This window comes from Rugosimonospora acidiphila, from assembly GCF_039543385.1.
GTDB lineage: Bacteria > Actinomycetota > Actinomycetes > Mycobacteriales > Micromonosporaceae > Rugosimonospora > Rugosimonospora acidiphila.
Map to the genome: position 1 here is coordinate 45,827 of NZ_BAABJQ010000041.1, position 21,161 is coordinate 66,987.

General features: G+C 72.9%; 18 protein-coding genes. 10 read left to right on the forward strand and 8 right to left on the reverse strand.

Annotation, left to right across the window (positions count from 1 at the left end; translation table 11 throughout):
- Positions 1-318: 318 nt before the first annotated feature.
- Complete coding sequence (locus ABEA87_RS38525) at positions 319-570, reverse strand: IclR family transcriptional regulator domain-containing protein (RefSeq protein WP_425571032.1); 252 nt, start codon at positions 568-570, stop codon at positions 319-321.
- Between ABEA87_RS38525 and ABEA87_RS38530 the strand changes: the two genes are divergently transcribed.
- Both ABEA87_RS38530 and ABEA87_RS38535 read left to right on the forward strand, forming a co-directional pair.
- Positions 472-696: a hypothetical protein gene (locus ABEA87_RS38530; protein WP_345638301.1), complete on the forward strand. Its 225-nt coding sequence runs from the start codon at positions 472-474 to the stop codon at positions 694-696. The genes ABEA87_RS38525 and ABEA87_RS38530 overlap by 99 nt on opposite strands.
- Before the next feature lie 103 nt (positions 697-799).
- Positions 800-2,431, forward strand: coding sequence for a thiamine pyrophosphate-binding protein (locus tag ABEA87_RS38535; protein WP_345638302.1), 1,632 nt, complete (start codon positions 800-802; stop codon positions 2,429-2,431).
- Between the two features lie 27 nt (positions 2,432-2,458).
- Here the strand turns inward: ABEA87_RS38535 and ABEA87_RS38540 are convergent, their stop codons facing one another.
- A complete protein-coding gene (locus tag ABEA87_RS38540) occupies positions 2,459-3,655 on the reverse strand; it encodes a glycoside hydrolase family 53 protein (RefSeq protein WP_345638304.1) in 1,197 nt (398 codons plus the stop codon).
- Positions 3,656-3,898: 243 nt separating this feature from the next.
- Between ABEA87_RS38540 and ABEA87_RS38545 the strand changes: the two genes are divergently transcribed.
- Positions 3,899-4,261, forward strand: a complete 363-nt coding sequence (locus ABEA87_RS38545; RefSeq protein ID WP_345638305.1) for a TetR-like C-terminal domain-containing protein — start codon at positions 3,899-3,901, stop codon at positions 4,259-4,261.
- 133 nt (positions 4,262-4,394) lie between these two features.
- Here the strand turns inward: ABEA87_RS38545 and ABEA87_RS38550 are convergent, their stop codons facing one another.
- Positions 4,395-5,717 carry a hypothetical protein gene (locus ABEA87_RS38550; RefSeq protein WP_345638306.1) on the reverse strand — a complete coding sequence of 441 codons (1,323 nt, stop codon included), beginning with the start codon at positions 5,715-5,717 and terminating at the stop codon, positions 4,395-4,397.
- Between the two features lie 181 nt (positions 5,718-5,898).
- Here ABEA87_RS38550 and ABEA87_RS38555 point away from each other — a divergent pair, with 181 nt between their 5' ends.
- The 3 genes from ABEA87_RS38555 to ABEA87_RS38565 all read left to right on the forward strand — a co-directional run bounded on the left by ABEA87_RS38555 (position 5,899) and on the right by ABEA87_RS38565 (position 8,008).
- Complete coding sequence (locus ABEA87_RS38555) at positions 5,899-6,543, forward strand: class I SAM-dependent methyltransferase (protein ID WP_345638307.1); 645 nt, start codon at positions 5,899-5,901, stop codon at positions 6,541-6,543.
- Between the two features lie 365 nt (positions 6,544-6,908).
- On the forward strand, positions 6,909-7,508 hold the full coding sequence (locus ABEA87_RS38560) for a hypothetical protein (RefSeq protein WP_345638308.1): 600 nt from the start codon (positions 6,909-6,911) through the stop codon (positions 7,506-7,508).
- Positions 7,509-7,573: 65 nt separating this feature from the next.
- On the forward strand, positions 7,574-8,008 hold the full coding sequence (locus ABEA87_RS38565; RefSeq protein ID WP_345638310.1) for a VOC family protein: 435 nt from the start codon (positions 7,574-7,576) through the stop codon (positions 8,006-8,008).
- Between the two features lie 22 nt (positions 8,009-8,030).
- On the opposite strand, the gene ABEA87_RS38570 is transcribed toward ABEA87_RS38565, so the two are convergent.
- Both ABEA87_RS38570 and ABEA87_RS38575 read right to left on the reverse strand, forming a co-directional pair.
- Positions 8,031-9,437 (reverse strand): CynX/NimT family MFS transporter, encoded by a 1,407-nt coding sequence (locus tag ABEA87_RS38570; RefSeq protein ID WP_345638311.1) that lies wholly within the window; start codon positions 9,435-9,437, stop codon positions 8,031-8,033.
- Positions 9,434-10,240 carry a FadR/GntR family transcriptional regulator gene (locus ABEA87_RS38575; RefSeq protein ID WP_345638312.1) on the reverse strand — a complete coding sequence of 269 codons (807 nt, stop codon included), beginning with the start codon at positions 10,238-10,240 and terminating at the stop codon, positions 9,434-9,436. Before ABEA87_RS38575 ends, ABEA87_RS38570 begins: the two co-directional genes overlap by 4 nt.
- Before the next feature lie 146 nt (positions 10,241-10,386).
- Between ABEA87_RS38575 and ABEA87_RS38580 the strand changes: the two genes are divergently transcribed.
- Positions 10,387-11,664 carry an AI-2E family transporter gene (locus ABEA87_RS38580; protein ID WP_345638314.1) on the forward strand — a complete coding sequence of 426 codons (1,278 nt, stop codon included), beginning with the start codon at positions 10,387-10,389 and terminating at the stop codon, positions 11,662-11,664.
- Positions 11,665-11,800: 136 nt separating this feature from the next.
- Here the strand turns inward: ABEA87_RS38580 and ABEA87_RS38585 are convergent, their stop codons facing one another.
- Positions 11,801-12,790, reverse strand: a complete 990-nt coding sequence (locus ABEA87_RS38585) for an ADP-ribosylglycohydrolase family protein (protein WP_345638316.1) — start codon at positions 12,788-12,790, stop codon at positions 11,801-11,803.
- A 118-nt stretch (positions 12,791-12,908) separates the two neighbouring features.
- Between ABEA87_RS38585 and ABEA87_RS38590 the strand changes: the two genes are divergently transcribed.
- On the forward strand, positions 12,909-13,532 hold the full coding sequence (locus ABEA87_RS38590) for a TetR/AcrR family transcriptional regulator (RefSeq protein ID WP_345638318.1): 624 nt from the start codon (positions 12,909-12,911) through the stop codon (positions 13,530-13,532).
- Complete coding sequence (locus ABEA87_RS38595) at positions 13,529-14,458, forward strand: SDR family oxidoreductase (RefSeq protein ID WP_345638320.1); 930 nt, start codon at positions 13,529-13,531, stop codon at positions 14,456-14,458. The genes ABEA87_RS38590 and ABEA87_RS38595 overlap by 4 nt, the downstream gene beginning before the upstream one ends.
- Positions 14,459-14,512: 54 nt before the next feature.
- Here ABEA87_RS38595 and ABEA87_RS38600 read toward each other — a convergent pair whose 3' ends face one another.
- Positions 14,513-18,673 carry a beta-galactosidase gene (locus ABEA87_RS38600; RefSeq protein ID WP_345638321.1) on the reverse strand — a complete coding sequence of 1,387 codons (4,161 nt, stop codon included), beginning with the start codon at positions 18,671-18,673 and terminating at the stop codon, positions 14,513-14,515.
- A gap of 245 nt (positions 18,674-18,918) precedes the next feature.
- On the opposite strand from ABEA87_RS38600, the gene ABEA87_RS38605 reads away from it, so the two are divergent.
- On the forward strand, positions 18,919-19,752 hold the full coding sequence (locus ABEA87_RS38605; RefSeq protein ID WP_345638322.1) for a class I SAM-dependent methyltransferase: 834 nt from the start codon (positions 18,919-18,921) through the stop codon (positions 19,750-19,752).
- A 24-nt stretch (positions 19,753-19,776) separates the two neighbouring features.
- On the opposite strand, the gene ABEA87_RS38610 is transcribed toward ABEA87_RS38605, so the two are convergent.
- Positions 19,777-21,161: helix-hairpin-helix domain-containing protein (locus ABEA87_RS38610; protein WP_345638324.1), on the reverse strand; the 1,385-nt coding region annotated here is incomplete at its 5' end.

Below are 21,161 nucleotides of genomic sequence, written 5' to 3' on the forward strand. Positions count from 1 at the left end.
GCTCGATGCGGCACGGGGCGGTCGGCTGGCCGAGCGCGGCTCGGTTTCGCGTGTTCAACGCCGTGGGGCGGTCGGTCCGCCGAGCGCGGCTCGGTTTCGGGCGCTCAACGCCGTGGGGCGGTCAGCTCGCCGAGCCCAGCTCGCTCCAGCTCCGCCACACCGTCCCGCAACTGCCGCGCGAGCTTGGTCAGCAGGGCCGCGGGTCCACCGGGCGGTCGGCGCGGCGACGACCATCGCCGCCGTCACCTTCCCGTCGCCGTCGCGGATATGCCGGCCGACCGCGCTGACTCCCCGGGCGCTCTCGTCCCGGTTGATGCCCTAGCCGCGTCGCCGGGTCGCCTCCAGCTTTCGGCGCACCGAGGCGAGATCGGTCACCGCGCGATTGCGGCTGGCCGGCAGTCCGCGCGGGTACAGCGCGGCCAGCTCGGCGTCGGTGAGCTGGGCCAGCAGCGCCTTGCCGCCGGAGTTGGTGTGCGCGGGCAGGAGCATGCCGGTACGGGAACCGACCCGCAGCACCTGGTGCTGGAGTACCCGATGGTCGACCAGGATCCGCTGCCGTGCTGGAGCCACGGCCGGCTGACCCTGCTCGCCGACGCGGCGGTGGTCGTGCTGTCCCCGGCGCCGAGCCGGGTCAAGGAGGTGGTAGCGGTCCGTCTCCCGCAGCCGCGCGGCCAGGCCGTCACCCCGCTCCGATGAGCGGTTCGCCGCCCTCCGTCGGCACCTCCTCCAGCTGGTCGCGAGCTGATCTTTAGCTCCCTTTCCGTGTAGACTATAGGCCACACGAAGGGGGCATCAATCGATGGACCGTACCGTGACCGACGCGCTGCTCGACCTCGTCGTCGACTGGGGCGTCACCCATCTGTTCACCTGCCCCGGCAGCACCGAGGCGTCGGTACTGGACGCGCTGGTGGATCGCAAGGACCTCGAGCTGGTGCTGACCACCCACGAGGGGGTGACCGTCTCCATCGCCGACGGGCTGTCCCGGATCACCGGCGACCCCAGCCTCGCCTACTTGCACGCCAACGTCGGGCTCACCAACGGCCTCGCCAACCTGTACGCCGCCCAACTCGCCCACTCGCCAGTGGTCGTGCTCAACGGGCTCAAGTCCACCGCCGTACAGTCGCGCGACGGCTTCACCACCGCCCGGCACACCCGGGACCTGGTCGCCCAGTTCGTCAAGGATGACTGGCAGAGCCTGACCGATGGCGCGGTGATTGAGGACGTGAACCGCGCCTTCGGGCTGGCCGTGGCCGAGCCGGCCGGGCCGGTGTGGGTGGGGTTGAGCCAGGATCTACTGACCGGGCCGGCCGGCGCCGCGACGGACGACACCCGCCCGCACCGGGTCGACACGCGAGTCGCGCCCCCCGCCGCCACGCTCGCCTCGGCGGCGCGCCTGCTGGGCGAGGCCCGGGCGCCGGTGCTCATCGCGGGCAACGAGGTGGGACGCGCCGGCGCGGTGCCGGCGATGGTCGCGCTCAGCGAGCGGCTCGGCGCGCCGGTACTCATGGAGGAGCGCCGCGGCTTCGAACGCGCCGGCTTCCCCACCGGCCACCCGCACTACCGCGGCGAGTACGACGTCGACCACCCCCTCGTGCAGGCGGCAGACGTGCTGTTCTTCGCCGGCGCGCGGGTGTTCCACGAGTTCGAGGCGACCAGGCGACCGGCCCTGCCGCCGGGCGCCTCGGTCCTGCACAGCCACCCCGACGCGCGCGAACTCGGGCGGGTACGCGGGGTGGACGTCGGGCTGGTCGGCGATCAGCGGCTGGTGCTGGAGGAGCTCGCGCGGCTGCTCGCCGGCCGGGCCCCCACCCCGCTGCCGCCCGCCGGCCCGCACCCCGCGGCCGCGCCGGATCCGGCACCCGGTCGGCTGGCCGCCGGCGTGCTGCGCCCGGTCGACGCGGTACGGGCGATCACCGAGGCGCTGGCCGGCAGCACCCTGGTCGGCGACGCCACCACGGCCGGCGGCCTGTTGCAGCGGTACGCCGATAAGCCGTCCCCGGAATCGTTCTTCACCACCTCGTCGGGGTCGCTCGGTTGGGGGATGGGTGCCGCGTTGGGCATCAAACTGGGCCTGCCGCACCGTCACGTGGCCGCGGTCCTGGGCGACGGTGTGTTCCAGTTCGGGATTCAGGCGCTATGGACGGCGGCCCGGTACAACATCCCGGTCAGCTATGTGGTGCTCAACAACGAGCGGTACGCCGCCGTCGGCGCCGCCCTGCGCCGGTTCAACGGCCGCGCCGTGGCCACCAACACGTACCCCGGCACCGACCTCGCCGGTCCACGAATCGCCGAGGTGAGCACCGCCTTCGGCGTGCCGGGCGTGCGGGTCTCCGGCCTGCGCGAGCTGCGCGACGAACTGCGCGCGGCCCGGTCGGCCCAGGGGCCGGTGCTGATCGAGGTGATGACCGACCCCGACGACTTCGGGCCGTGAGGCCCGGCCGGCGGGCCGGTGTGCGCGTCAGTTGGCGAAGTCCGTGATGCCCGACAGCGCCCGCCCGCTCCAGTTGAACAGCGCCTGGTTGTCCCAGCCGTCCCCGGAGTTCGGGTTGGTCGGGTCCCACCCGTTGCCGGTTACCGCCGTCCAGGTCGGCTCCCAGTAGAAGTACCCGAGCCCGCGACCGCCCGGCACGGCCTTCAGGGCGTTGATGACCGCCAGGAAATTGGTGCGCTGGCCCGCCTCCGTGGCCGGGTACCCGGAGGTCAGCTGGGACGAGCTGGAGATGTTGTTGCCCTGCGAGTCGGCGTTGTCCAGCGTGAACGGGTACGCCGTCTCGGCCACCACCACCGGCTTGGCGTACCGGCCGGCCAAGTCGTTCAGCGTGGTCTGCAGCCCGGAGAAGGTGCCGCTCCAGTACGAGTAGTACGACACGCCGATCACGTCGAACGGCACGTGATAGGCGACCGCCTCGTCGAACCACCAGCGCGCCTGGGCGTCCATGCCGCCGTTGGCGATGTGCAGCATCACCTGGGTCGTCGACGACACCGCCTTGACCGCGTTATACCCCGAGATCAGCAGGCCGGCCAGGTTGCTCCATCCGCCGGTGCCGCCGGTCAGCTGCCCCACCGGCCACAGCATCCCTGAGTTGATCTCGTTGCCCACCTGCACCATGTCCGGCGTCGCGCCGGCCGCCTTGAGCGCGTTGCAGACCGCGTACGTGTAGTTGTAGACCGCCGTCTCCAGTTGGCTCAGGTTGTCGTTGCGCCACGCCGCCGGCGTCGTCTGGTGGCCCGGGTCGGCCCAGGTGTCCGAGTAGTGGAAATCGATCAGCAGCTTCAACCCGGCCGCCTTCACCTGCCGGCCGAACGCGACCACCTTCGCCTGGTTGTTGTAGCCGTTGGCCGGGTTCACCCAGACCCTCAGCCGCACGTAGTTCATGCCGGCGGCCTTGAGGATCTGCATCGCGTCGCCCTGGGTGCCGTTCTGGTTGTAGTACCTCGCGCCCAGGTCCTCGGCGCGCTGCAGGGTGGACAGGTCCGCGCCACGGATGGTCAGCGGCGTCGCCGCGGCGGCCAGCGGCCGCACAGCGGCGGTATCCGCCGGCCGGGCGGCCGCGGCGGCCCGCCCGGTGGCGACCAGCACCGCCGCGCACACCATCGCCGCGCAGATCACCGCCGTGCGCACCGCGCCGGGTCGCGGAAACACTCCAGAGCGCATGGCCACCTCCGCCGCTGGTCGAGAATTCGGGAGCGCTCCCATTATTCGATCGGTGTCAATATCAGTCAAGCGGCGACCGCCGCGGCGCGACCCCGGCACTGACCATGGACGGGGTCGTCAAGCGGGCGGGCACCAACAAGAACGCGATCTACCGCCGCTGGCCGGACCGCCTCGCCCTGGGCATCGCCGCCTACCGGCAACTCGCCAGGGCGATCTCGCCTCCCGACACCGGCAACCTGCGCGATGAACGCCCTCGACCTGCTGCGCCGGGCGAATCGGCACTGGAGTTCCCCGCTCGGCGTGATCCTGCGCGAACTCCTGGCCGCGGCCGGCGGCGCGCAGAATCTCGTGGCGCGACTGCCGGAGCAGTCCACCGACGCCATGACCGCCAGCTGGTTGACGATCCTGGGCCGCGCCGTCGCGCGGGGGGAGGCCACCCCGGAATCACTCCATCCACGAGTGGCGACCGTGGCCATCGTCCTGCTGCGGAACGAGTTCGTCACGCGAGGCGTGCCCGTGGCAACCGATGATGCGCTCATCGAGATCGTCGACGAGGTATACCTGCCGCTCGTGCGGAACCGTGGTACCGGACCCGGCCGGCCGTAGAACCCGACCTCACCGCGCGATCCCTCCGGAGCGGGCCCCGACTCGCCGCAGAGTTCGTTGACGCGGCTTCGCGCCGACTCGCCGCAGAGCGCCTCGGCTCGCGTCAGAGGGCGTCGACTTGCCTCAGAGCGCGTTAACGCGCCCAGTCGCGGCGGTAGGTGTTCCAGTCACCGGCGGTCGCGGTGAAGTCGACGTACACGGCCACGCCGAAGTCCCGCCGCGACGGGTGCGCGCCCAGCGCGAGCCGGATGCCACGCAGGGCCGCGGACACCGTCTCCGCGCTCGGATGGTGGTGCGCGGTCGCATCGTGGTACGCCGGCACCCCGATGAGCAGCGCCACCCCGGCCGGTACGGCGCCCAGCGCCAGCGACGTGGCCCGGCGCACGTAACCGGCGTACGCCGCCGCCGGCCACAGCCCGGTGTCGTAGGCCATCACGGCGACCTGGTCGACCCGCGACGCGAGCCGCCGCAGGTACCCGGGTGACCACACGGCCAGTTGGCCCGGCAGCGCCGCCGCCACCGCCGCGATGCCGGGCAGCGGGGCGAGGAAGCTCGCCGACAGCGACAGCACGGCGTGCCGTCGCTGGGTGAGCAGGTGGGTGGCGGCGAGCAGGGTGACCAGGTCCGGGTTGCCGTCCTCGACCGGTTCGAAGTCGTAGTGCACACCGTCGAAGCCGTCGTCGAGCACCTCCCCCACGGCGGTGAGAATGTTCGCCCGGGTGGTGGGGGAGTCCAGACTCAGCTGCCCCGGTACCGGATGGGCGCCCAACCACGCCTGCACCCGTACGCCGGGCAGCGCCGCGTGCAGCGCGCCGATCAGCCAGCGTGCCCTCGGGCGCAGGCCGGGGTCCAGCGTGCCGTCGTCGGAGAACGGTCCGGTGTGGACGAACAGGTCCTGGATGCCGGTACCGCGCAGGGACGTCGCGAGCCGGTCCACGTCGGCCTGGCCCATCCGCCCGTCAACCCACGCGTGTCCGAGCCACTCCGCGTCGTGCCCGGTGCTCCGGGCGGCGGCCGCGGGCGTACCCGTGCCTCCCAGCATCAGCGTGACCCAGCCGGCGGCGAGCAGGACCGCGACGGCCGCGACCGCCGCGGTGAGCGTGATGGCGGTCCGTCGCGACCAGCGCCGCCCGCTCCGCCCTCGGGCCTCTACTGCCGATGGCGCCGCGATCGCGGGCGCCGCCGACGACACCACGGCCTCGCCCGGCGTTGCGGCTTCGCCCGGCGTGGCGCCCTCGCGCGGCCTGACGCCCTCGCGCGGCGTCGCGGATTCGCCCGGCGTCGCGGCCTTGCCAAGTGTTGGAGCCTCGCCAGGTGTTGGAGCCTCGCCCGGCGTGGCGCCCTCGCCCGGCACCGCGATCCCGGGCGGCACCGCGATTCCGGGCGATGCCGTGGACTCGGGCGGCGCCACGGCACCGGCCGGTGCCGAGGGGCTGCTCAGGGAGGGGTCCGTCACCGCATGATCGTGGCATGGCCGCGCTGGCGCCTCGACCGCGCCCGCTCAATCGCGTGATGAGGCACCGCGCCGATGACGCCCCTTGTCCCCGGCAGCCGGTGCCCGTTGTCGTTGGGAGAGTTGGGCACCTGGGCAGAGTTGGGCGCCCGCCGGAAGGGGCGGCCCGTGGCACCATGAGCGGATGCCGCAGACACTGCCGCGAGTAGTCCCGGCCCCGCCGGGCAAGCCGATCCGGCCCGAGGCGTCAGCGAGCCAGCAGACCTCGGAGGCGATAGCGCGCAACCCGTCCCAGTGGTCGGCGACGGCGGCACGCGAGGTGGTGCGCCGCTACACCGAGTTGGCGCCGCACTGGAACGACGATCGGGGCGGGTACCGTCCGGTTCCGTTGGCCGACGCGCTGGCCAGGGGAGGATTGCCGGCCGGCCGCCGGTGCGTCGAGGTCGGCTGCGGCACCGGGCTGCTCACCCCGCTGCTGACCGAGGTGTGGTCCGAGGTCGTGTGCGTGGACCTCACCCCGGAGATGCTGCGCCGGTCGTCGGCACCGTGGCGGCTGCTCGGCGACGCGTCCCGGCTGCCCCTCGCCGCCGGCTTTGCCGACGCCGTGATACTGGCCGACGTGCCGCTGTTCGCGGACGAGGTCGTCCGGGTGCTGGCCCCGAGCGGCGCGGTGGTGTGGTCGAACGCCCTGGGCATGGATGCTCCGCACCACGTGCCGGTCGAGACCGTGTGCTCGGCGCTCGAGCGGGCGTCGGGCGGCGCGCCGTGGTCGGCGGTCGCCGCCGAGGCCGGCTGGGGCCTGTGGGCGGTGCTGCGGCCGGCGGCCTGACCGGCCGGCCCGGCGCTCAAGGGTCGCGGTGCATGCCGCGCTGGGCAGTGCGGGCACCGTCGTCAATGGTGCCGGTACCTCGGCAGCGGGGCCTGGGACCGGCGCCACGGGCACCTGCGCACGCGGCCCGAGTTCGTGGGTGCCCCGCGCCTGGTCGTCGGCGAACCCTGAATCCCTGCCAGACCGGACCCGCGATAGACCGGACCCGAGATAGACCGGACCCGCGGTGGGCCGGACCCGCGACGGGCGGGCCGGCCGGGCTCCGCGGGTAATGTCTGAGGGCGCGGAGTGGCCCGGGCAGGAGGGGCGGGCGGGAGTTGACCCCACGCACTCCGCGATCGGGACGCGAGACAGGTGGGATCGGCATGGCGTCGTGGCGGGAACTCGGCGGACCGGCGCGTGGCATCGGTACGGCGATCGGGCGGGCCGTGGCCGCCGCCGGCGACCGGGACCGAGAGGTCTACGAGGCCGAGGCCGCCGAGCTGGTGGCGCTCCCACCGGAGTACGCCGGGCTGGTGCTCGGGGCGCTGGTCCGGATGCTGCTGGAGGAGCAGCACCCGGACGGCCTGGACAGCGACGACATCCAGGCCGTGCTGGCCCGCTGCTACCGGGGCGCGGCCGGTTGGCTGCCCGTCGATCGGCTGGACGCCGCTACGCTCGTGGCCGCCCTGGCCAGCGCGCTGGGCATCCACGAGCCCGGGGTGACCTACCGCGAGGTGATGGGACCGCCGGCCGGTACTCGGGCCGGCGACGACTGGCCTGGCGACGACCGGGCCGGCGGGCACGTGTACGGCGGCGGGGCCACCGAGACCGTGCCGGTGCGGGTACCCACCGCCGCCGAGTACGCGTGGCACGCGCCGCTGTTGATCGCCGATCTCCTGACGGCCGGCGGGCGCCGGCTCGACCGGTACCTCGACGTGGCGTTCACCGAGATCGCGCGGGCGGAGACGATGGAGCTGCCCTGAGCGGCAGTTTATTTCCGGCGACCCGGGTATCGATACGGCGACACCGACCCAGGGGAGCGGCGGCGATGGATGAGGCGCCCGACTATCTACGGCCGGCGAGTGGCGCCGTGCTTAGCCACCTGCTGATCGTCCGCGATGTGGACCGGTCGCGGGAGTTCTACCAGCGGGTGCTCGGCGCCACCGTGATGCGCGAACGGCAACCCGCCATCCTGCAGTTCCACAACAGCTACATCGTGATCAACACCGAGGGCGGCCCGACCGACGACAAGCCTGACGTGCAGGCCCGCGCGCCCCGGGACTCGTCCACCCTCGGCTCCGCGATGAACGTCCGGGTCACCGATGTGCACGCCGTGTACGAGCAGTGGCGGTCGCGGGGCGGCGAGTTCCTCACCGAGCCGAAGGACCACGGCATGGAGATCCGCTGCTACCTCCGGGACCCGGACGGCTACCTGATCGAATTGGGCCAGGGCACCGGGATCCTGGCCGAGATGGGCCGCTGACCCCGGTCAGGCGTGGGCCGTGTCAGCGGCTCCCCGGCTCACCGGCCCCGATCGGCGCCTCGGGCGCCGCCGGCTCGATCCGAGCCCCGTCGGCCGCCCCATTCGCCCCAGCCGCGACCGACACCCCAGACGCGGGGGGCTCGACGGGTGCGGTCGCTTCGCCGGGCCCGACGGGATCGGTCGCCTCGCCGGGCGAGCCGGCCTCCTGCGGTGCCTCGGGTAGCAGCCGGTCCCGGGCGGCGAACAGGCCGACCACCAGCTCAATGCCCGTGAGCACGAGCAGCAGGCTGAACGGCACGGCCCAGCCGCCGGTCGAGTGGTACAGCAGGCCGACCGTCAACGGGCCGGTGGCGGCCAGCAGGTAGCCGACGCACTGGGCCATGGCCGACAGCCGCACGGCGGTGCGAGGCGTGCTGGCCCGGGCGATGGTGAAGTACAGGGCCAGCCCCAGCGCGGCGCCCTGCCCGAGGCCGAGCAGGCCGGTCCAGATCACCGCCGTACCCAGCGGGGCCAACCACGCGCCGGCGATGCCGATGCCGCAGACCAGGACCGACGGCACGATCAGCAGCCGGTGGTCCCGGCGCCGGTGCGCCACCATCGGGGTGAGCATGGCGGTGACCAGTCCGGTGATGCTCAGCATGGAGACCAGCAGGCCGGCCTGGGCGGGGCTGCTGCCCCGGTCCCGGAACAGGGTCGGCAGCCAGGACAGGGTGGCGTAATAGGTGAGGCTCTGCAGCCCCATGAATCCGGCCACCTGCCAGGCAAGCCTCACCCGGTACGGGTTGGTGGCGCGCGGCCCGTCGGCCGTCGACCGGACGGGGGCCCGCTCGCGCGTCTGGGGCAGCCAGGCGATCAGGGCGATCAGGGCCGGAAGGGTCCACACGCCCAGCACGATGAACCACGAGCCGGTGCCGTGGTAGAGCGGCACGGCGGTCGCCGAGCCGAGCGTGGCGCCGACGTACAGCGACAGGAGGTACAGCCCCATCAGCAGCCCGGCGAGGTGGGCCAGGCGCCGCTTGATGAGCCCGGACAGCAGCACGTTCATGACGGCGATGGCGGCCGCGCCGATCACCGTGGCGGGGAACAGGGCCGCGCTGCCCAGCGCCGCGCGGCCGACGAGCCCGCAGGCCAGCAGCACCAACGCGCCGCCCAGCACCCGCTCCTCGCCCAAGCGCCGGGCCAGCGGGGCGGCCACGGCGGAGAACACGCCGAAGGACAGCACCGGAAGCGTGGCCAGCAGCGAGAGTTCCGCCGAGGAGAGCCGGTCGTGGGTGGCCAGGTCGGGGAACAGCGGGGTCAGGCTGGTGATGGCCGGCCGGAGGTTGAAGGCCAGCAGCAGGATTCCGGCGATCAGAGCGCCGTTGCGGGCCGCGCGGGCACCCGGCCGGCCCGTGGTCGCGGACTCCGGCCGCACGCGAGTCGTCCTCATGCCCCGGGCACCCCCGCCCGTTCGCCGGACGCCGCCGGTCCGCTGGACGCCGCCGGTTCGCGAGGGGCCGCCGGTTCGCGAGGGGCCGCCGGTTCGCCAGGGGCCGCCGGTTCGCGAGGGGCCGCCGGTTCGCCGCTCAGCGCCTGCATGGTCTCGGTCAGATGGGTACCGGCGGCCAGCGCCGCCGCCTCCTCGTCGCCGGCGGCGATCGCGTCGCGCAGCCGGTGGTGCCACACCGACGGCCGGTGGAACAGGGACTCGTCGTGCAGTACGCCCTCGATGCTGGCGCCGAGGCTCCCGGCGAACCCCCGGTACAGCGTCTCCAGCACCGGGTTGTGCGCGGCGACCGCCACCGCCTGGTGGAACTCCACGTCGGCGGTGACGAACACCTCCCTGCTGCCCTGCCGCTCCGCGCGGCCCCGTTCGTCCAGCGCCCGGGCCATCTGGTCGAGGTCTGCCGTGGTGCGGCGCCGCGCGGCCAGCCGGGCCAACTCGATCTCGACCGGCCGGCGGGCCTCGAAGACGTGGATGAGTTCGGCGGTCTTCAGGTGCTGCCGGAGCACGGCCTCGACCTCGGTCGGCGCCTTGACGAAGGTGCCGTCACCCTGGCGCACCTGCAACAGTCCGGTGTGCGCCAGCGAGCGCACCGCCTCCCGGACGGTGTTGCGGCTCACCCCCAGCGTCTCGGCCAGGGCGGGCTCGGCTGGCAGGCGGGCGCCCACCTGCCAGCGACCGCTGGCAACCTCGCTGCGGATCCACTCGATGGCCTGCTCGACCAGCGAGTCGCGGGTGACGACGGGCATACCGGACCTTTTCGTTTAACGGGTGGGTCAGACATCCGATGACCCGACGATATACCAACGGCTAGTCCTGCCCCAGGCCGCGGTGATGGCGGTCTCGTTGTTTCATCTAAGGGACACACAGCGCGATCGGGATTGAGGTGGATGGAATGGCACACGCGCAGCCGACGGGGCCCGGAGTGGGGCCGCCGGGCGCGGGGCAGCCGCGGCCGGGGCGACGATCCGAGGGGCCCGGCTCGCTACCGGAGCAGCCGGGCCAGCGGCCGGAGCGGGTCGGTGAGGCGTCCGAGCGGGGGGACGCCGCGCCCGACGGGCTGCACTTCGCCGCCGTGCAGGCCGCGATCGAGGAGGCGGCCGAGCTGACCGACGACCCACCGGTCTACGGGGCGCCGGGCCGGCCGATCAACCGGCGTTCGCCGTTCACCATCGGGCTGCTGGGCGCGGCCGGGGTCGCGGTGGCGTACGTGCTGGGCCGCGTGATCGTCGACGCCAGCGGGGTACTCCTGCTGATCGGGTTGTCGTTGTTCCTGGCCATCGGCCTGGACCCGGCCGTGCGGTGGCTGACTCGCCTGCGGCTGCCCCGGTGGGCGGCCGTCCTCGTGGTGGCGCTGGTCACCATCGGGATGGTGGTCGGCTTCCTCTCTGCCGCGATCCCGCCGCTGGTCTCGCAGGCCGACCAGTTCGCGCACGAACTGCCGGGCTACGCCGCGCAGCTACGCGACCACAGCACCGCCCTCGGCCGGCTCGACGCCCGGTTCCATCTGCAGGACCGGCTGGACAAGGCGGTCTCCTCGATCAACGCGGGCGACGTGTTCGGCGGGCTGCTCGGCGCCGGGCGGGTGGTGCTGTCGGCCACCACGTCCACGCTGACCGTGCTGGTGCTGACCGTGTACCTGCTCGCCGACCTGCCCCGCATCCGCCGGCTGATGTACCGGCTGATCCCGGCCAGCCGGCGACCCCGCGCGATCCTGCTCGGCGACGAGATGTTCACCCGGGTCGGCGGGTTCGTGCTGGGTAACGTGCTCACCTCGCTGATCGCCGGTGCCGGGACCTTCCTCTGGCTGGTCGCGTTCGGGGTGCCGTACCCGGTGCTGCTGGCCATCGCGGTGGCCATCCTCGACCTCATCCCGGTGGTCGGCTCGACCGTCGGCGGCGTCCTGGTCAGCCTGGTGGCGCTGACCGTCTCGCTGCCGGTGGCGCTGGGCACGCTCGCCTTCTACGTCGTGTACCGGCTCGTCGAGGACTATCTCATCGTGCCCAGAATCATCGGGCGCACCGTGCAGGTGCCGGCCACCACGACCGTCCTCGCCGTGCTGATCGGCGGTGCGGTGCTGGGCTTCATCGGCGCCCTGATCGCCATCCCGGTCGCCGCCGCCATCGGCATCCTGCTGCGCGAGGTCGCCTTCCCCCGGCTCGACCGCTCCTGACCGCGACCCCGCCGGCCGGCACCGCGACGCCGGCCGGCGCCCGGGGCACTGGCCGGCGCCGGGGCACTGGTCAAACACCGCGACGCTGGCCGGCATCGCGACACCGGCGGGAGCCGGCCGGCGCCGGGTCCGGCGGTCAGTTCCAGAGGCGGGCGTAGCCGGCCAGCAGGTCGGCGTACTCGATCTGCGACGTCCACTCCTCGGGCCAGGCGGCCATGCCGTACGCCGCGCCCAGGAACGCGCCGGTCAGGCACGCGATCGAGTCCGAGTCGCCCGACGTGGCCGCGGCCCGCGCGAGGCCGCCGACCGGATCCTGGGCATACCGCACCGCGCACAGCAGCGCGGTCGACATGGCCTCCTCGGCCACCCAGCCGGCGCCGGTCAGGCGGCACGGGTCGCCGCCGTAGTCGGGGGCGGCCAGCGCGGCGTCGAGCAGGTCCAGCGCGGCCAGGCACTCGTCCCAGCCGCGGGAGATGAACTCGTCGGGACCGTCCAGCCCCGGCTGCTGCCACAGCGAGCCCAGCCAGTCGAGCCGGTATACCAGGCGTTGGTCGTGGCAGCGCGCCCGCAGCAGGCCGGACACCTCGTGCAACGCGGCGCCCTCGCGCAGGACCCGCACCGCGTACGCGGTCAGCTCGCTGGCGGCCAGCGCCGTCGGGTGCCCGTGGGTCAGCCCGGCCTGTAGCTGGGACACGCCGGCCAGGGTGTCCAGGTCATACCACGGCACCAGGCCCACCGGGGCCACCCGCATGTTGGCGCCGCAGCCCTTCGAACCGGTCACCGATGCCTGCTGCCACGGCCCGCCCCGGGACAGCTCGGCGCAGGCCTGCAGGCAGGTGTTGCCGGGCGCGCGGTTGTTGTCCGGGCTGGCCGCCCAGGACAGGAAGTGCCGGCGCAGGGCCTCGGCCAGGTGCGCCGGCGCGGGCTGCCGCTCGCCGGACAGCGCCGCGGCGACCGCCAGCGTCATCTGCGTGTCGTCGGTGACCAGCGCCGGGTAGCCCTCCAGTTGGCGCGGCCCACCCGGCCCGTAGCGCTGCTCTATCTCGGCATACCGCAGGAACTCCGTCGGTTTGCCCAGCGAGTCGCCGTACGCCAGCCCGAACAGGCAACCAGAGGCATTGAACACTCCGCCCGCTCCTCCAGATTGTTGAGGAGCCCTCAGATTACTCCCAGGACACGCGCAGGTTGACCCGGCGTCACCGGCGCGGTTGACAGAGTTATTGTATGGCGATTCAATAACTGTCGTGGCGCGACCCAGGAAGGTGACGGACGAGCGGATGCTCGCGGCGGCCGCGGCGGTGATCGGCCGTGCCGGCCCCGGCTTCACGCTCGCCGACGTCGCGGCGCAGGCGCAGGTCAGCGCCGGGACGCTGGTGCACCGGTTCGGCTCCAAGCACGGGCTGCTGCTGGCCATGGTGCGCACCGCGGTCGAGGACACCCGGCGGGAGATGTCCGCACTCGGCGCGGGCGACGGGGACCCGCTCGCGGCGCTGGTGCGGGCGATCGTTGAGCGGTACGCGCCGCTCGACGACCCGGCGACGGCCGCCAACAACCTGGCCCAACTCGCGGCCGACCTGTCCGACGAGGCGCTGCGGGCCGCGATGGCCGACCTCTACGCCGCGGTACGTCACGGGATCGGCGCGCTGCTGCGCCGGGCGGTCGAGGCCGGCGCGCTGCCGGGGGCGCCCCCGGTGCCGGTGGCCGCCAGGATCCTCGCCGCGACCGCGGACGGCACCGCCATCCACTGGTCCACCCACCCGCACGGCGGCCTGCGCAGGCGGCTCGCCACTGATCTCGACCACATCCTGGTCGGCTGGCGGCACGCGCCGGCCGGCGCCGGACCCGACACCCGAGGAGAACGACGATGACAGACACCCTCCAGCCGCCGAGCCTGCGCGGGTGCGTCGCGCTGGTCACCGGCGCGACCCGGGGCGCCGGTCGCGGCATGGCGGTCGAGCTGGGCGCGGCCGGCGCCACCGTGTACGTCACCGGGCGCACCACCCGCGCCGAGCGCAGCGAGCTGGACCGGCCGGAGACCATCGAGGACACCGCGGACCTGGTGACGGCCGCCGGCGGGGTGGGCATCCCGGTGCGCTGCGATCACACGGTGCCGGCCGACGTGCGTGCCCTGGTGGAGCGGATCGAGGCGGAGCGGGACGGCCGGCTCGACGTGCTCGTCGATGACACCTGGGGCGGCGACCAGTGGATCGAGTGGAAGCCGATCTGGGAGCACGACCTGGACAAGGGGCTGCGCGCCCTGCGCAACGGACTGGAGAGCCACCTCATCACCCTGCACACGGTGCTTCCCCTGCTGGTACGCCGCGGCGCCGGCCTGGTCTGTGAGATCACCGACGGCGACGACATGTTCAACGAACGCTACCGGGGCACCATGTTCTTCGACATGGTCAAGGTGGCGATCACCCGGCTGGGCAAGATGCTGCACGACGAGCTGAGCCCGCACGGGGTCACCTCGGTGTCGCTCACGCCCGGCTTCCTGCGCTCGGAGGAGATGCTGGAGCACTTCGGCGTGACCGAGCAGACCTGGCGTGAGGGGATCGCCAAGGACAAGTGGTTCGCCATCTCGGAGACCCCGCACTACATCGGCCGCGCGGTCGTGGCGCTGGCCGGCGACCCGGACGTGTCCCGCTGGTCGGGCCGGGCGCTGTCGGCCGGGCAGCTGGCCCGCCACTACGGCTTCACCGACCTGGACGGCTCGCGGCCGGAGGCAAGCCGCTTCTTCGCCGACGCGTACTTCGGCGACAAACCCGACGCTGACGTGGCCGACTACCGATGACCGACGCCCGGCCCGGCGAACCTCGCCGGACCGGGCGTCGTCCCTGTCCCGGGGCTACGAGCCGCAGGTGAGCACGGGGTTCGCCCAGTCGCCGTGGTCGTTGCCGTTGCCGTCGCCCGCGTCGCCGACCACCAGTTCCAGCACCTGGCCGCCGGTCACCGGCACGTCGATGGTGGCCGCGCCGGACGATCCGCGCAGGGTCGGGGTGGTGGCCAGCACCTTCCCGTCGAGGATGGCGCTGAAGGTGACCGTGCCGGCGTTGCCGGTCTCGTCGTCCACGCCGACCGTCGCGGTGAATTCGGAGCACCGGCCGGCGAGGTAGAGCTGCACGTCGCTGGGGGAGTTGGTGCCCAGCCCCTTGGCGTACCCGGTGCCGGCGATGGTCAACGGCCGCCCGTCGCCCGCCTGGTTCTCCCCGACGCTCGTGTCGCGCTCCACCGGGCCCCAGCCGTTGGTGGCCGACAGGAACGGCAGGTCGCTGACCTGGTTCTGGCCGGCCGGCGGCGGGGCCGGGATCGCGCCGACGATCCGTTCGTCGGCCGGCCGCACGGTGCGCCCACCCTGGGTGAGCGCGGCGGTGGCCGTCAGCGCGTTGGCCGGCGGTACCGAGCCGGCCGGCGCGGTGACGGCCCAGCTGAACGTGGCGGACTGGCCGCCGTCCAGCCGGTCGACGCTGGGCGGCGTTGGTGCGCTGACCGTCCAGCCGGCCGGCGCGTTCAGGGCGGCGGTGACCTGGGTGGCCTCCGGCCCACCGGCCGGTACCGCGACCGTCGCCGTGGCGGTGAACTGCTGCCCCGCGGAGACCGAGCCGGGTACCGCCAGCGCGACCGAGGAGGTCGGGGCGGCCGGCATCGCGTACGTCGCCGCGTCGTACCCGGGGCTGTCGTTCTGGGCGACCGTCAGGGAGGAGGCGTAGCTGCCGTAGTTGGTCAGCGCCACGGTGCCCAGGCCGCCGGTGGAGCCGTCGAGGTTCCACACCGCGATGGCGATGGTGTTCTTCCCGTCCGGGTTGAGGATGCCGTTCGGGACCGGGAAGCTGTGCTGCGGGCCGAGGTAGTTGACATAGTTGCCCACGTCCCAGCCGTTGACGAACAGCTCCGCCCGGTACCTGCGGGACGGGTCGTCGGTGATGGTCAGGCCCAGTGAGGTGTCCTGCCCCTTGGGCAGGTTCAGCGTGACGTCCGTGTCATACCACGACACGCCGGGGGTCGGGTCGCTGGCCGGCAGGGTCACCGGCGCCCAGCCGCCGGTGGGGTACCCGGGCAGGTAGTAGCCGGCCCGCTCGCCGTACAGGCCGCCGACCGACAGCGGGCCGCGTACGGTGTCCACCGGGTCCTCGCCGCCCCGGTCGCCCTGCAGCCGCCAGGTGATCGTGGACAGCGGCGCGCCGACGAGCGAGGCGGAGGTCAGCCCGCGGGCGGCCTTGTTGCCGTTGGAGGCGTTGTAGTCCTCCTCGTGCCCCATGTTCACGGTCAGCACCGAGACGATGTTGTCCCCGCTGGCCTTCAGCGTGCCCGGCGGGAACTGGTACGTCTTCTGCCCATCGCTGGTCGAGCTGCCCAGGAACGTGCCGTTGAGCCAGACCGACGAGGCGGCGGCGCCCCCGCCGCTCTGCGCGGACAGCGTGATCCCGGTCTCCGTGCCGGTACTGGTGAACCGGCCCCGGTACCAGACGCTGCCGGTGTGGAACCCGTAGTCGTCGGCGAACAGGACGGGCAGCGTACCGGGCGTGGTGGTGCTGTTGGTGGTGGTCTTGTCGGCCACCTGCCAGGTGGAGTCGTCGAAGCCGGGCTGGGCCTCCGGCGCCTCCTCGGTGTGCCGCCAGCCGGTCAGCGCGGGCAGGGTGATCGGCGCCGCGGTGGGCAGCGTGCCGGTGCGGCTGCCGGTCACGGTCTGCGCGGTGGTCACCGGCTGGCCGTTCCAGGTCACGTTCTTCGCGCCGCTGAACACCTCGATCGAGCCGTCGGTGCCGACGTCCCCGGTCAGTGCCAGGGTCGAGCCGTTCATCGTCGCGCCGCGCAGCAGGTGGGTGCCGCGCACCAGGACCGGCCCGGCGGGGGTGTCCTGCCGCCAGAAGGTCTTCGCGGTATCCGTGTCGGCCAGCAGCAGCACCAGCGGGTTGACGGTCCCGCCGCCACCGATGCGCACCTGGGCCAGGCCGGCGTGGCTGTAGTTGAGCCGCAGGTCGCCGGTTGCCGGGTCCCAGGTCGAGGTGACGTCGCCGCCGGTGACGCTGACCCCCGGCCGGCTGCTGTAGTGCAGCACGGTCTCACCGTCGGTGCCGTGGTCGCCGTAGAGCACCGCGACGTCCCGCCCGGCGATGGTAGCGGTGGTCATGATCTCGGAGGTCGAGTAGCGCAGCAGCTGGCCGCCGCCCAGGTCGTCGTCGGCGACGATGATCTTCGACTCCCGGCCGGCCAGGGAGATGCTGGTGCCCGGCTGCTGGGGCACGGTGTACACCGGCTGGGTGGACGCGGCGGTGTTCACGTCGATGGCGTCGACCGGCACGAACGCGCCGGTCGCGGCCGCGTCCTTGGTGCCGTCCACGACGATGGACAGCGTGTGCGCCCCGGCCGCGAGCCCGGTGGCGCGGTAGCCCACGTACTGGAACTGCTTGCTCGACGCGTACAGGTCGACGGTCTTGACCTTCGTGCCGTCGAGGTAGACGTCGGCGTTCCCGTGGCTGGGGTCGGTCGAGGTGATCCAGGTGATGCCCTGGCCGGTGAACGGGATGGTCACGCGGTCACCGGCCACGCTGGAGTACGACTCCGTCTGGTCGTAGTCCCCGCCGGTGTAGTTCTGGTTGGCCACGTGCGACCAGGTGCCGGTGTAGGACAGCGCCGCGTTCACGTCGTCGTAGCTGTATCCGGGGTGGGCGCCGAGGTCGATGGTGACGTGCGTGGTATCGCTGGAGGTCGACGTGGAGTCGGCATGGCGCAGCACGTGGAACTGGGTGCCGGTGTCCGGGTTGCGCCGGGCGGTGTCCACGATCTTCGAGTTGTCGGTGCCCGACGACGGGATGGCGTCGGTCTCGGTCAGCGGCGCGACCGACTGGGTGAAGTAGCCGATGAGCTTGTCCTCGTCGTACTTCGGATCCAGCTGCCGGGTTTCCCGGATCGCGGCGCCGTAGTCGTAGGAGGTGTAGTTTTCCGGTTCGCCCAGCCAGCCCCAGTTGGTGCCGCCGTAGGTCATGTAGAAGCTCTGCGAGGTCGCGCCGACCGCGATGTTCTGCTTGTAGAACACGTCGGCGAACTGGTCGTTGATGAGCTGGGAGCACTTGTCGTATCCCGGTCCGCCCCAGGGGTCGAACGCGCCGCCCTGGAACTCGGCGGTCTCCAGCGGCTTGCCGGCGACGTGGTCGTAGCTGATGTCGGGCACGCCGCTCCACCGGGTCGGGTTGGAGCAGTTGAAGCCCTGCGGGTACGAGTCGGCACCGTCCACGTCCAGTGCGGCGTCGCCGGAGTTGAAGGTGCCGTTGTTGTTGCCGACCAGCGGCACCGTGATGCCGTCCGCCTTCGCCTTGTCCTCCAGGTGCTGCATGTAGGACCGGCCGGCCGCGTTGCCGTTGTAGTACTCGTTCTCGACCTGGTACTCGATGACCGTGCCGGTGCCGTTGGTGAGCTGGTGGCGGGCCAGGATCGGGTCGATGTGGCTCTGCCACTCGTCTGAGTACTTGAGGTACTCGGGGTTGTCGCTGCGGGTGTTGCCGGCCTTGGTGGACAGCCAGCCGGGGAAGCCGCCGCCGTCGACCTCGGCGTTGATGTAGGGCCCGGGCCGCGCGATGACGTAGATGCCCAACTGGTCGGCCATGTCGAGCAGCTTGTCGACGTCGCGCACGCCGGTGAAGTCGTAGACGCCGGGCGCCGGCGAGTGATAGCCCCAGTCGAAGTACAGCGAGACCGCGTTGAAGCCGGCCGCCTTCATCTTCTGCAGCACGTCGAGCCACAGGTCCTGGCTCGGCAGCCGGAAGTAGTGGAACTCGCCCGACCACAGGTAGACGCGCTTGCCGTCGATCAGGTACGAGTACCCGTCGTAGGTGACGGTGTGTGCCTTCCCCTTGGCGGTCACGGCGGCGGCGGTGGTGGCCGCGGCGGCCTGGGGCCGGGGTGAGGCGGTCGCCGGGCTGGCGGCGGCGGCCAGCCCCAGGACGAGGGCGACGGCGGCGCCGAAGATCAGGTAGCGGCGCGGGCCCCGGCGGCGGGTGTGTTCGGGCATCGGCAGACCTCCACGTCGTGGCGTGGGTGCGTGCGCCGGCCCGGCGCACGGCGGGGCGCGACCGGTCGCCGGGATGGCCACCGGTGGCGAGGGCTGATGTTGAGGTTTGGTCGAGCACGTCGAATTGTGTCGACTATGTTACCGGTCTCATCGATGAATGCAACATCGCCTCACAAGACCAGATGCTCCCGTTGGCCTCGCCCGGTCCTTGACGGAGGGGGTAAGTGTCCGGCCATAGTGGACGCATGACCATTTTGCCGCCCGAATCGGCGCCGGTGTCCGCGCCAGTTCCTCATCAACACCGTCAGGTAGCCGAGTCGTTCGGCGCGGACGCCGAGCGCTACGACCGGGCCCGGCCCGCCTACCCCGACGACCTGGTGGGCCGGATCGTGGCGGCCAGCCCCGGGCCGGACGTGCTCGACGTCGGCTGCGGCACCGGCATCGAGGCCCGGCAGTTCCGGGCGGCCGGCTGTGCGGTGCTGGGCGTGGAGCCGGACGAGCGGATGGCCGAGTTCGCGCGCCGCACCGGGGTCGAGGTCGAGGTGTCCACGTTCGAGGCGTGGGACCCGGCCGGCCGGAGCTTCGACGCGGTCGTCTCCGGGCAGTCCTGGCACTGGATCGACCCGGTCGCGGGCGCGGCCAAGGCGGCGATGGTGCTGCGGCCCGGCGGCCTGCTCGCGCTGTTCTGGCACGTGTACGCGCCGCCGGCCGCCGTGGCGGAAGCCTTCAGCGCGGCCTATCGGCGGGTGCTGCCCGACTCGCCGTTCGTCGCGGGCAGTCAACCACCGTCCGGGATCACGGACGCGTACGAGGTGATCATGAGCAATGCCGCCGACGGCCTGCGCGAGGCGGGCGGGTTCGACGACCCGCGGCGATGGCGGTTCGAGTGGGAGCGGTCCTACACCCGGGACGAGTGGCTGGACCTGCTGCCCACCCAGGGTGGGCTCACCCGGGTCCCGGCAGGCGAACGGGCGGAGATTCTGGCGGACGTCGGAGCCGCCATCGACGCGATGGGTGGCGGCTTCACGATGTCGTACACGACGGTGGCGCTCAGCACCGCACGGATGAGCACCCCCTGACCGCGTCGCCGCCCGCGGCCGCGCTCACTGCCAGTCGCGGGCGGCGGTGCGTACCGGCAGTCGCAGCGGTTCGAACTTGTCCGCGACCAGGTTGATTACGCCGTCACCCTTCTCCAGCATGCCCCGCACCAGCAGCGCCGAACTCGTGCGCACGACCCTCCTGCTGCGCCGGTAGAGCCCGGGGGAGCAGACCACGTTGAGCATGCCGGTCTCGTCCTCCAGGTTGAGGAACACGACCCCGGCGGCGGTACCGGGGCGCTGCCGGTGGGTGACGATCCCGCCGACCAGGATTCTGGTCCGGTCCTCGACGTCCATGAGGGTGGCCAGCGCCCGGGCACCGAGGCGGTCGAGGTGCGCGCGGGCGAACGAGACCGGGTGGGTGTCCGGGGACAGGCCGGTGGCCCACACGTCGGCCACCAGTTCGTCGACCGCGTCCATGCCCGGCAGCATGGGCGCCGCCACGCCGGTGACCGTGCCGGGCAGCCGGTCCTCGCGCTCCTGGGCGGCGGCCCCGGCGGCCCACAGCGCCTCCCGGCGGGACAGGCCGAGGCTGGCGAACGCGTCCGCGGTGGCCAGGGCCTCCAGGTGCGCGGTGGTCAGCGCCGCGCGGCGGGCCAGGTCGGCCGGGTCCCGGTACGGGCCGTGGGCGCGGCGTTCGTCCTCGATGCGGCGGGCCACGTCCTCGGCGAGGGTACGCACGCTGGACAGGCCCAGCCGCACGACCGGACCGCCCCGGCCCCACTCGTCGGGCGGCTCGCCCGGCTCGGACCGCTTGCGGGTCTCCGGCGTGGTCTCCAGCACCGCGGCGGCGCCGCTTGCGTTGAGGTCCGGGCGCAGCACGGTGACGCCGTGCCGCCGGGCATCGTCCACAAGGGACTGTGTGGAGTAGAAGCCCATGGGCTGCGCGTTGAGCAGCGCGGCGCAGAACGCCGCGGGGTGGTAGCGCTTGAGCCAGGAGGAGGCGTAGACGAGGTACGCGAAGCTCATCGCGTGCGACTCCGGAAACCCGTACGCCGCGAACGCCGACAGTTTGAGGTAGATGTCGTCGGCGAGTTCCCCGGTGATCCCGTTGGCGGCCATGCCCTCGTACAGGCGGCTGCGCAGCCGGGCCATCCGCTCCATGGACCGCTTGGCGCCCATGGCCCGGCGCAGCTGGTCGGCCTCGGACGGGCTGAACCCGGCCACGTCGATGGCCAGCTGCATCAGCTGCTCCTGGAACAGCGGGATGCCCAGGGTCTTCTCCAGCGCCGGGCGCATCAGCTCGTGCGGGTAGGTGACCGGTTCCCGGCCATTGGCCCGCCGGATGTACGGATGCACCGAGCCGCCCTGGATCGGCCCGGGCCGGATCAGCGCCACCTCCACCACGAGGTCGTAGAACACCTTCGGCTTCAGCCGCGGCAGGGTGGCCA

Excerpts from the sequence above, each read along its gene's own strand:
- ABEA87_RS38535 (WP_345638302.1), top strand. The coding sequence starts at position 800 with ATGGACCGTACCGTGACCGACGCGCTGCTCGACCTCGTCGTCGACTGG.
- ABEA87_RS38540 (WP_345638304.1), bottom strand. The coding sequence starts at position 3,655 with ATGCGCTCTGGAGTGTTTCCGCGACCCGGCGCGGTGCGCACGGCGGTG.
- ABEA87_RS38545 (WP_345638305.1), top strand. The coding sequence starts at position 3,899 with ATGAACGCCCTCGACCTGCTGCGCCGGGCGAATCGGCACTGGAGTTCC.
- ABEA87_RS38555 (WP_345638307.1), top strand. The coding sequence starts at position 5,899 with ATGCCGCAGACACTGCCGCGAGTAGTCCCGGCCCCGCCGGGCAAGCCG.
- ABEA87_RS38560 (WP_345638308.1), top strand. The coding sequence starts at position 6,909 with ATGGCGTCGTGGCGGGAACTCGGCGGACCGGCGCGTGGCATCGGTACG.
- ABEA87_RS38565 (WP_345638310.1), top strand. The coding sequence starts at position 7,574 with ATGGATGAGGCGCCCGACTATCTACGGCCGGCGAGTGGCGCCGTGCTT.
- ABEA87_RS38570 (WP_345638311.1), bottom strand. The coding sequence starts at position 9,437 with ATGAGGACGACTCGCGTGCGGCCGGAGTCCGCGACCACGGGCCGGCCG.
- ABEA87_RS38575 (WP_345638312.1), bottom strand. The coding sequence starts at position 10,240 with ATGCCCGTCGTCACCCGCGACTCGCTGGTCGAGCAGGCCATCGAGTGG.
- ABEA87_RS38580 (WP_345638314.1), top strand. The coding sequence starts at position 10,387 with ATGGCACACGCGCAGCCGACGGGGCCCGGAGTGGGGCCGCCGGGCGCG.
- ABEA87_RS38595 (WP_345638320.1), top strand. The coding sequence starts at position 13,529 with ATGACAGACACCCTCCAGCCGCCGAGCCTGCGCGGGTGCGTCGCGCTG.
- ABEA87_RS38600 (WP_345638321.1), bottom strand. The coding sequence starts at position 18,673 with ATGCCCGAACACACCCGCCGCCGGGGCCCGCGCCGCTACCTGATCTTC.
- ABEA87_RS38605 (WP_345638322.1), top strand. The coding sequence starts at position 18,919 with ATGACCATTTTGCCGCCCGAATCGGCGCCGGTGTCCGCGCCAGTTCCT.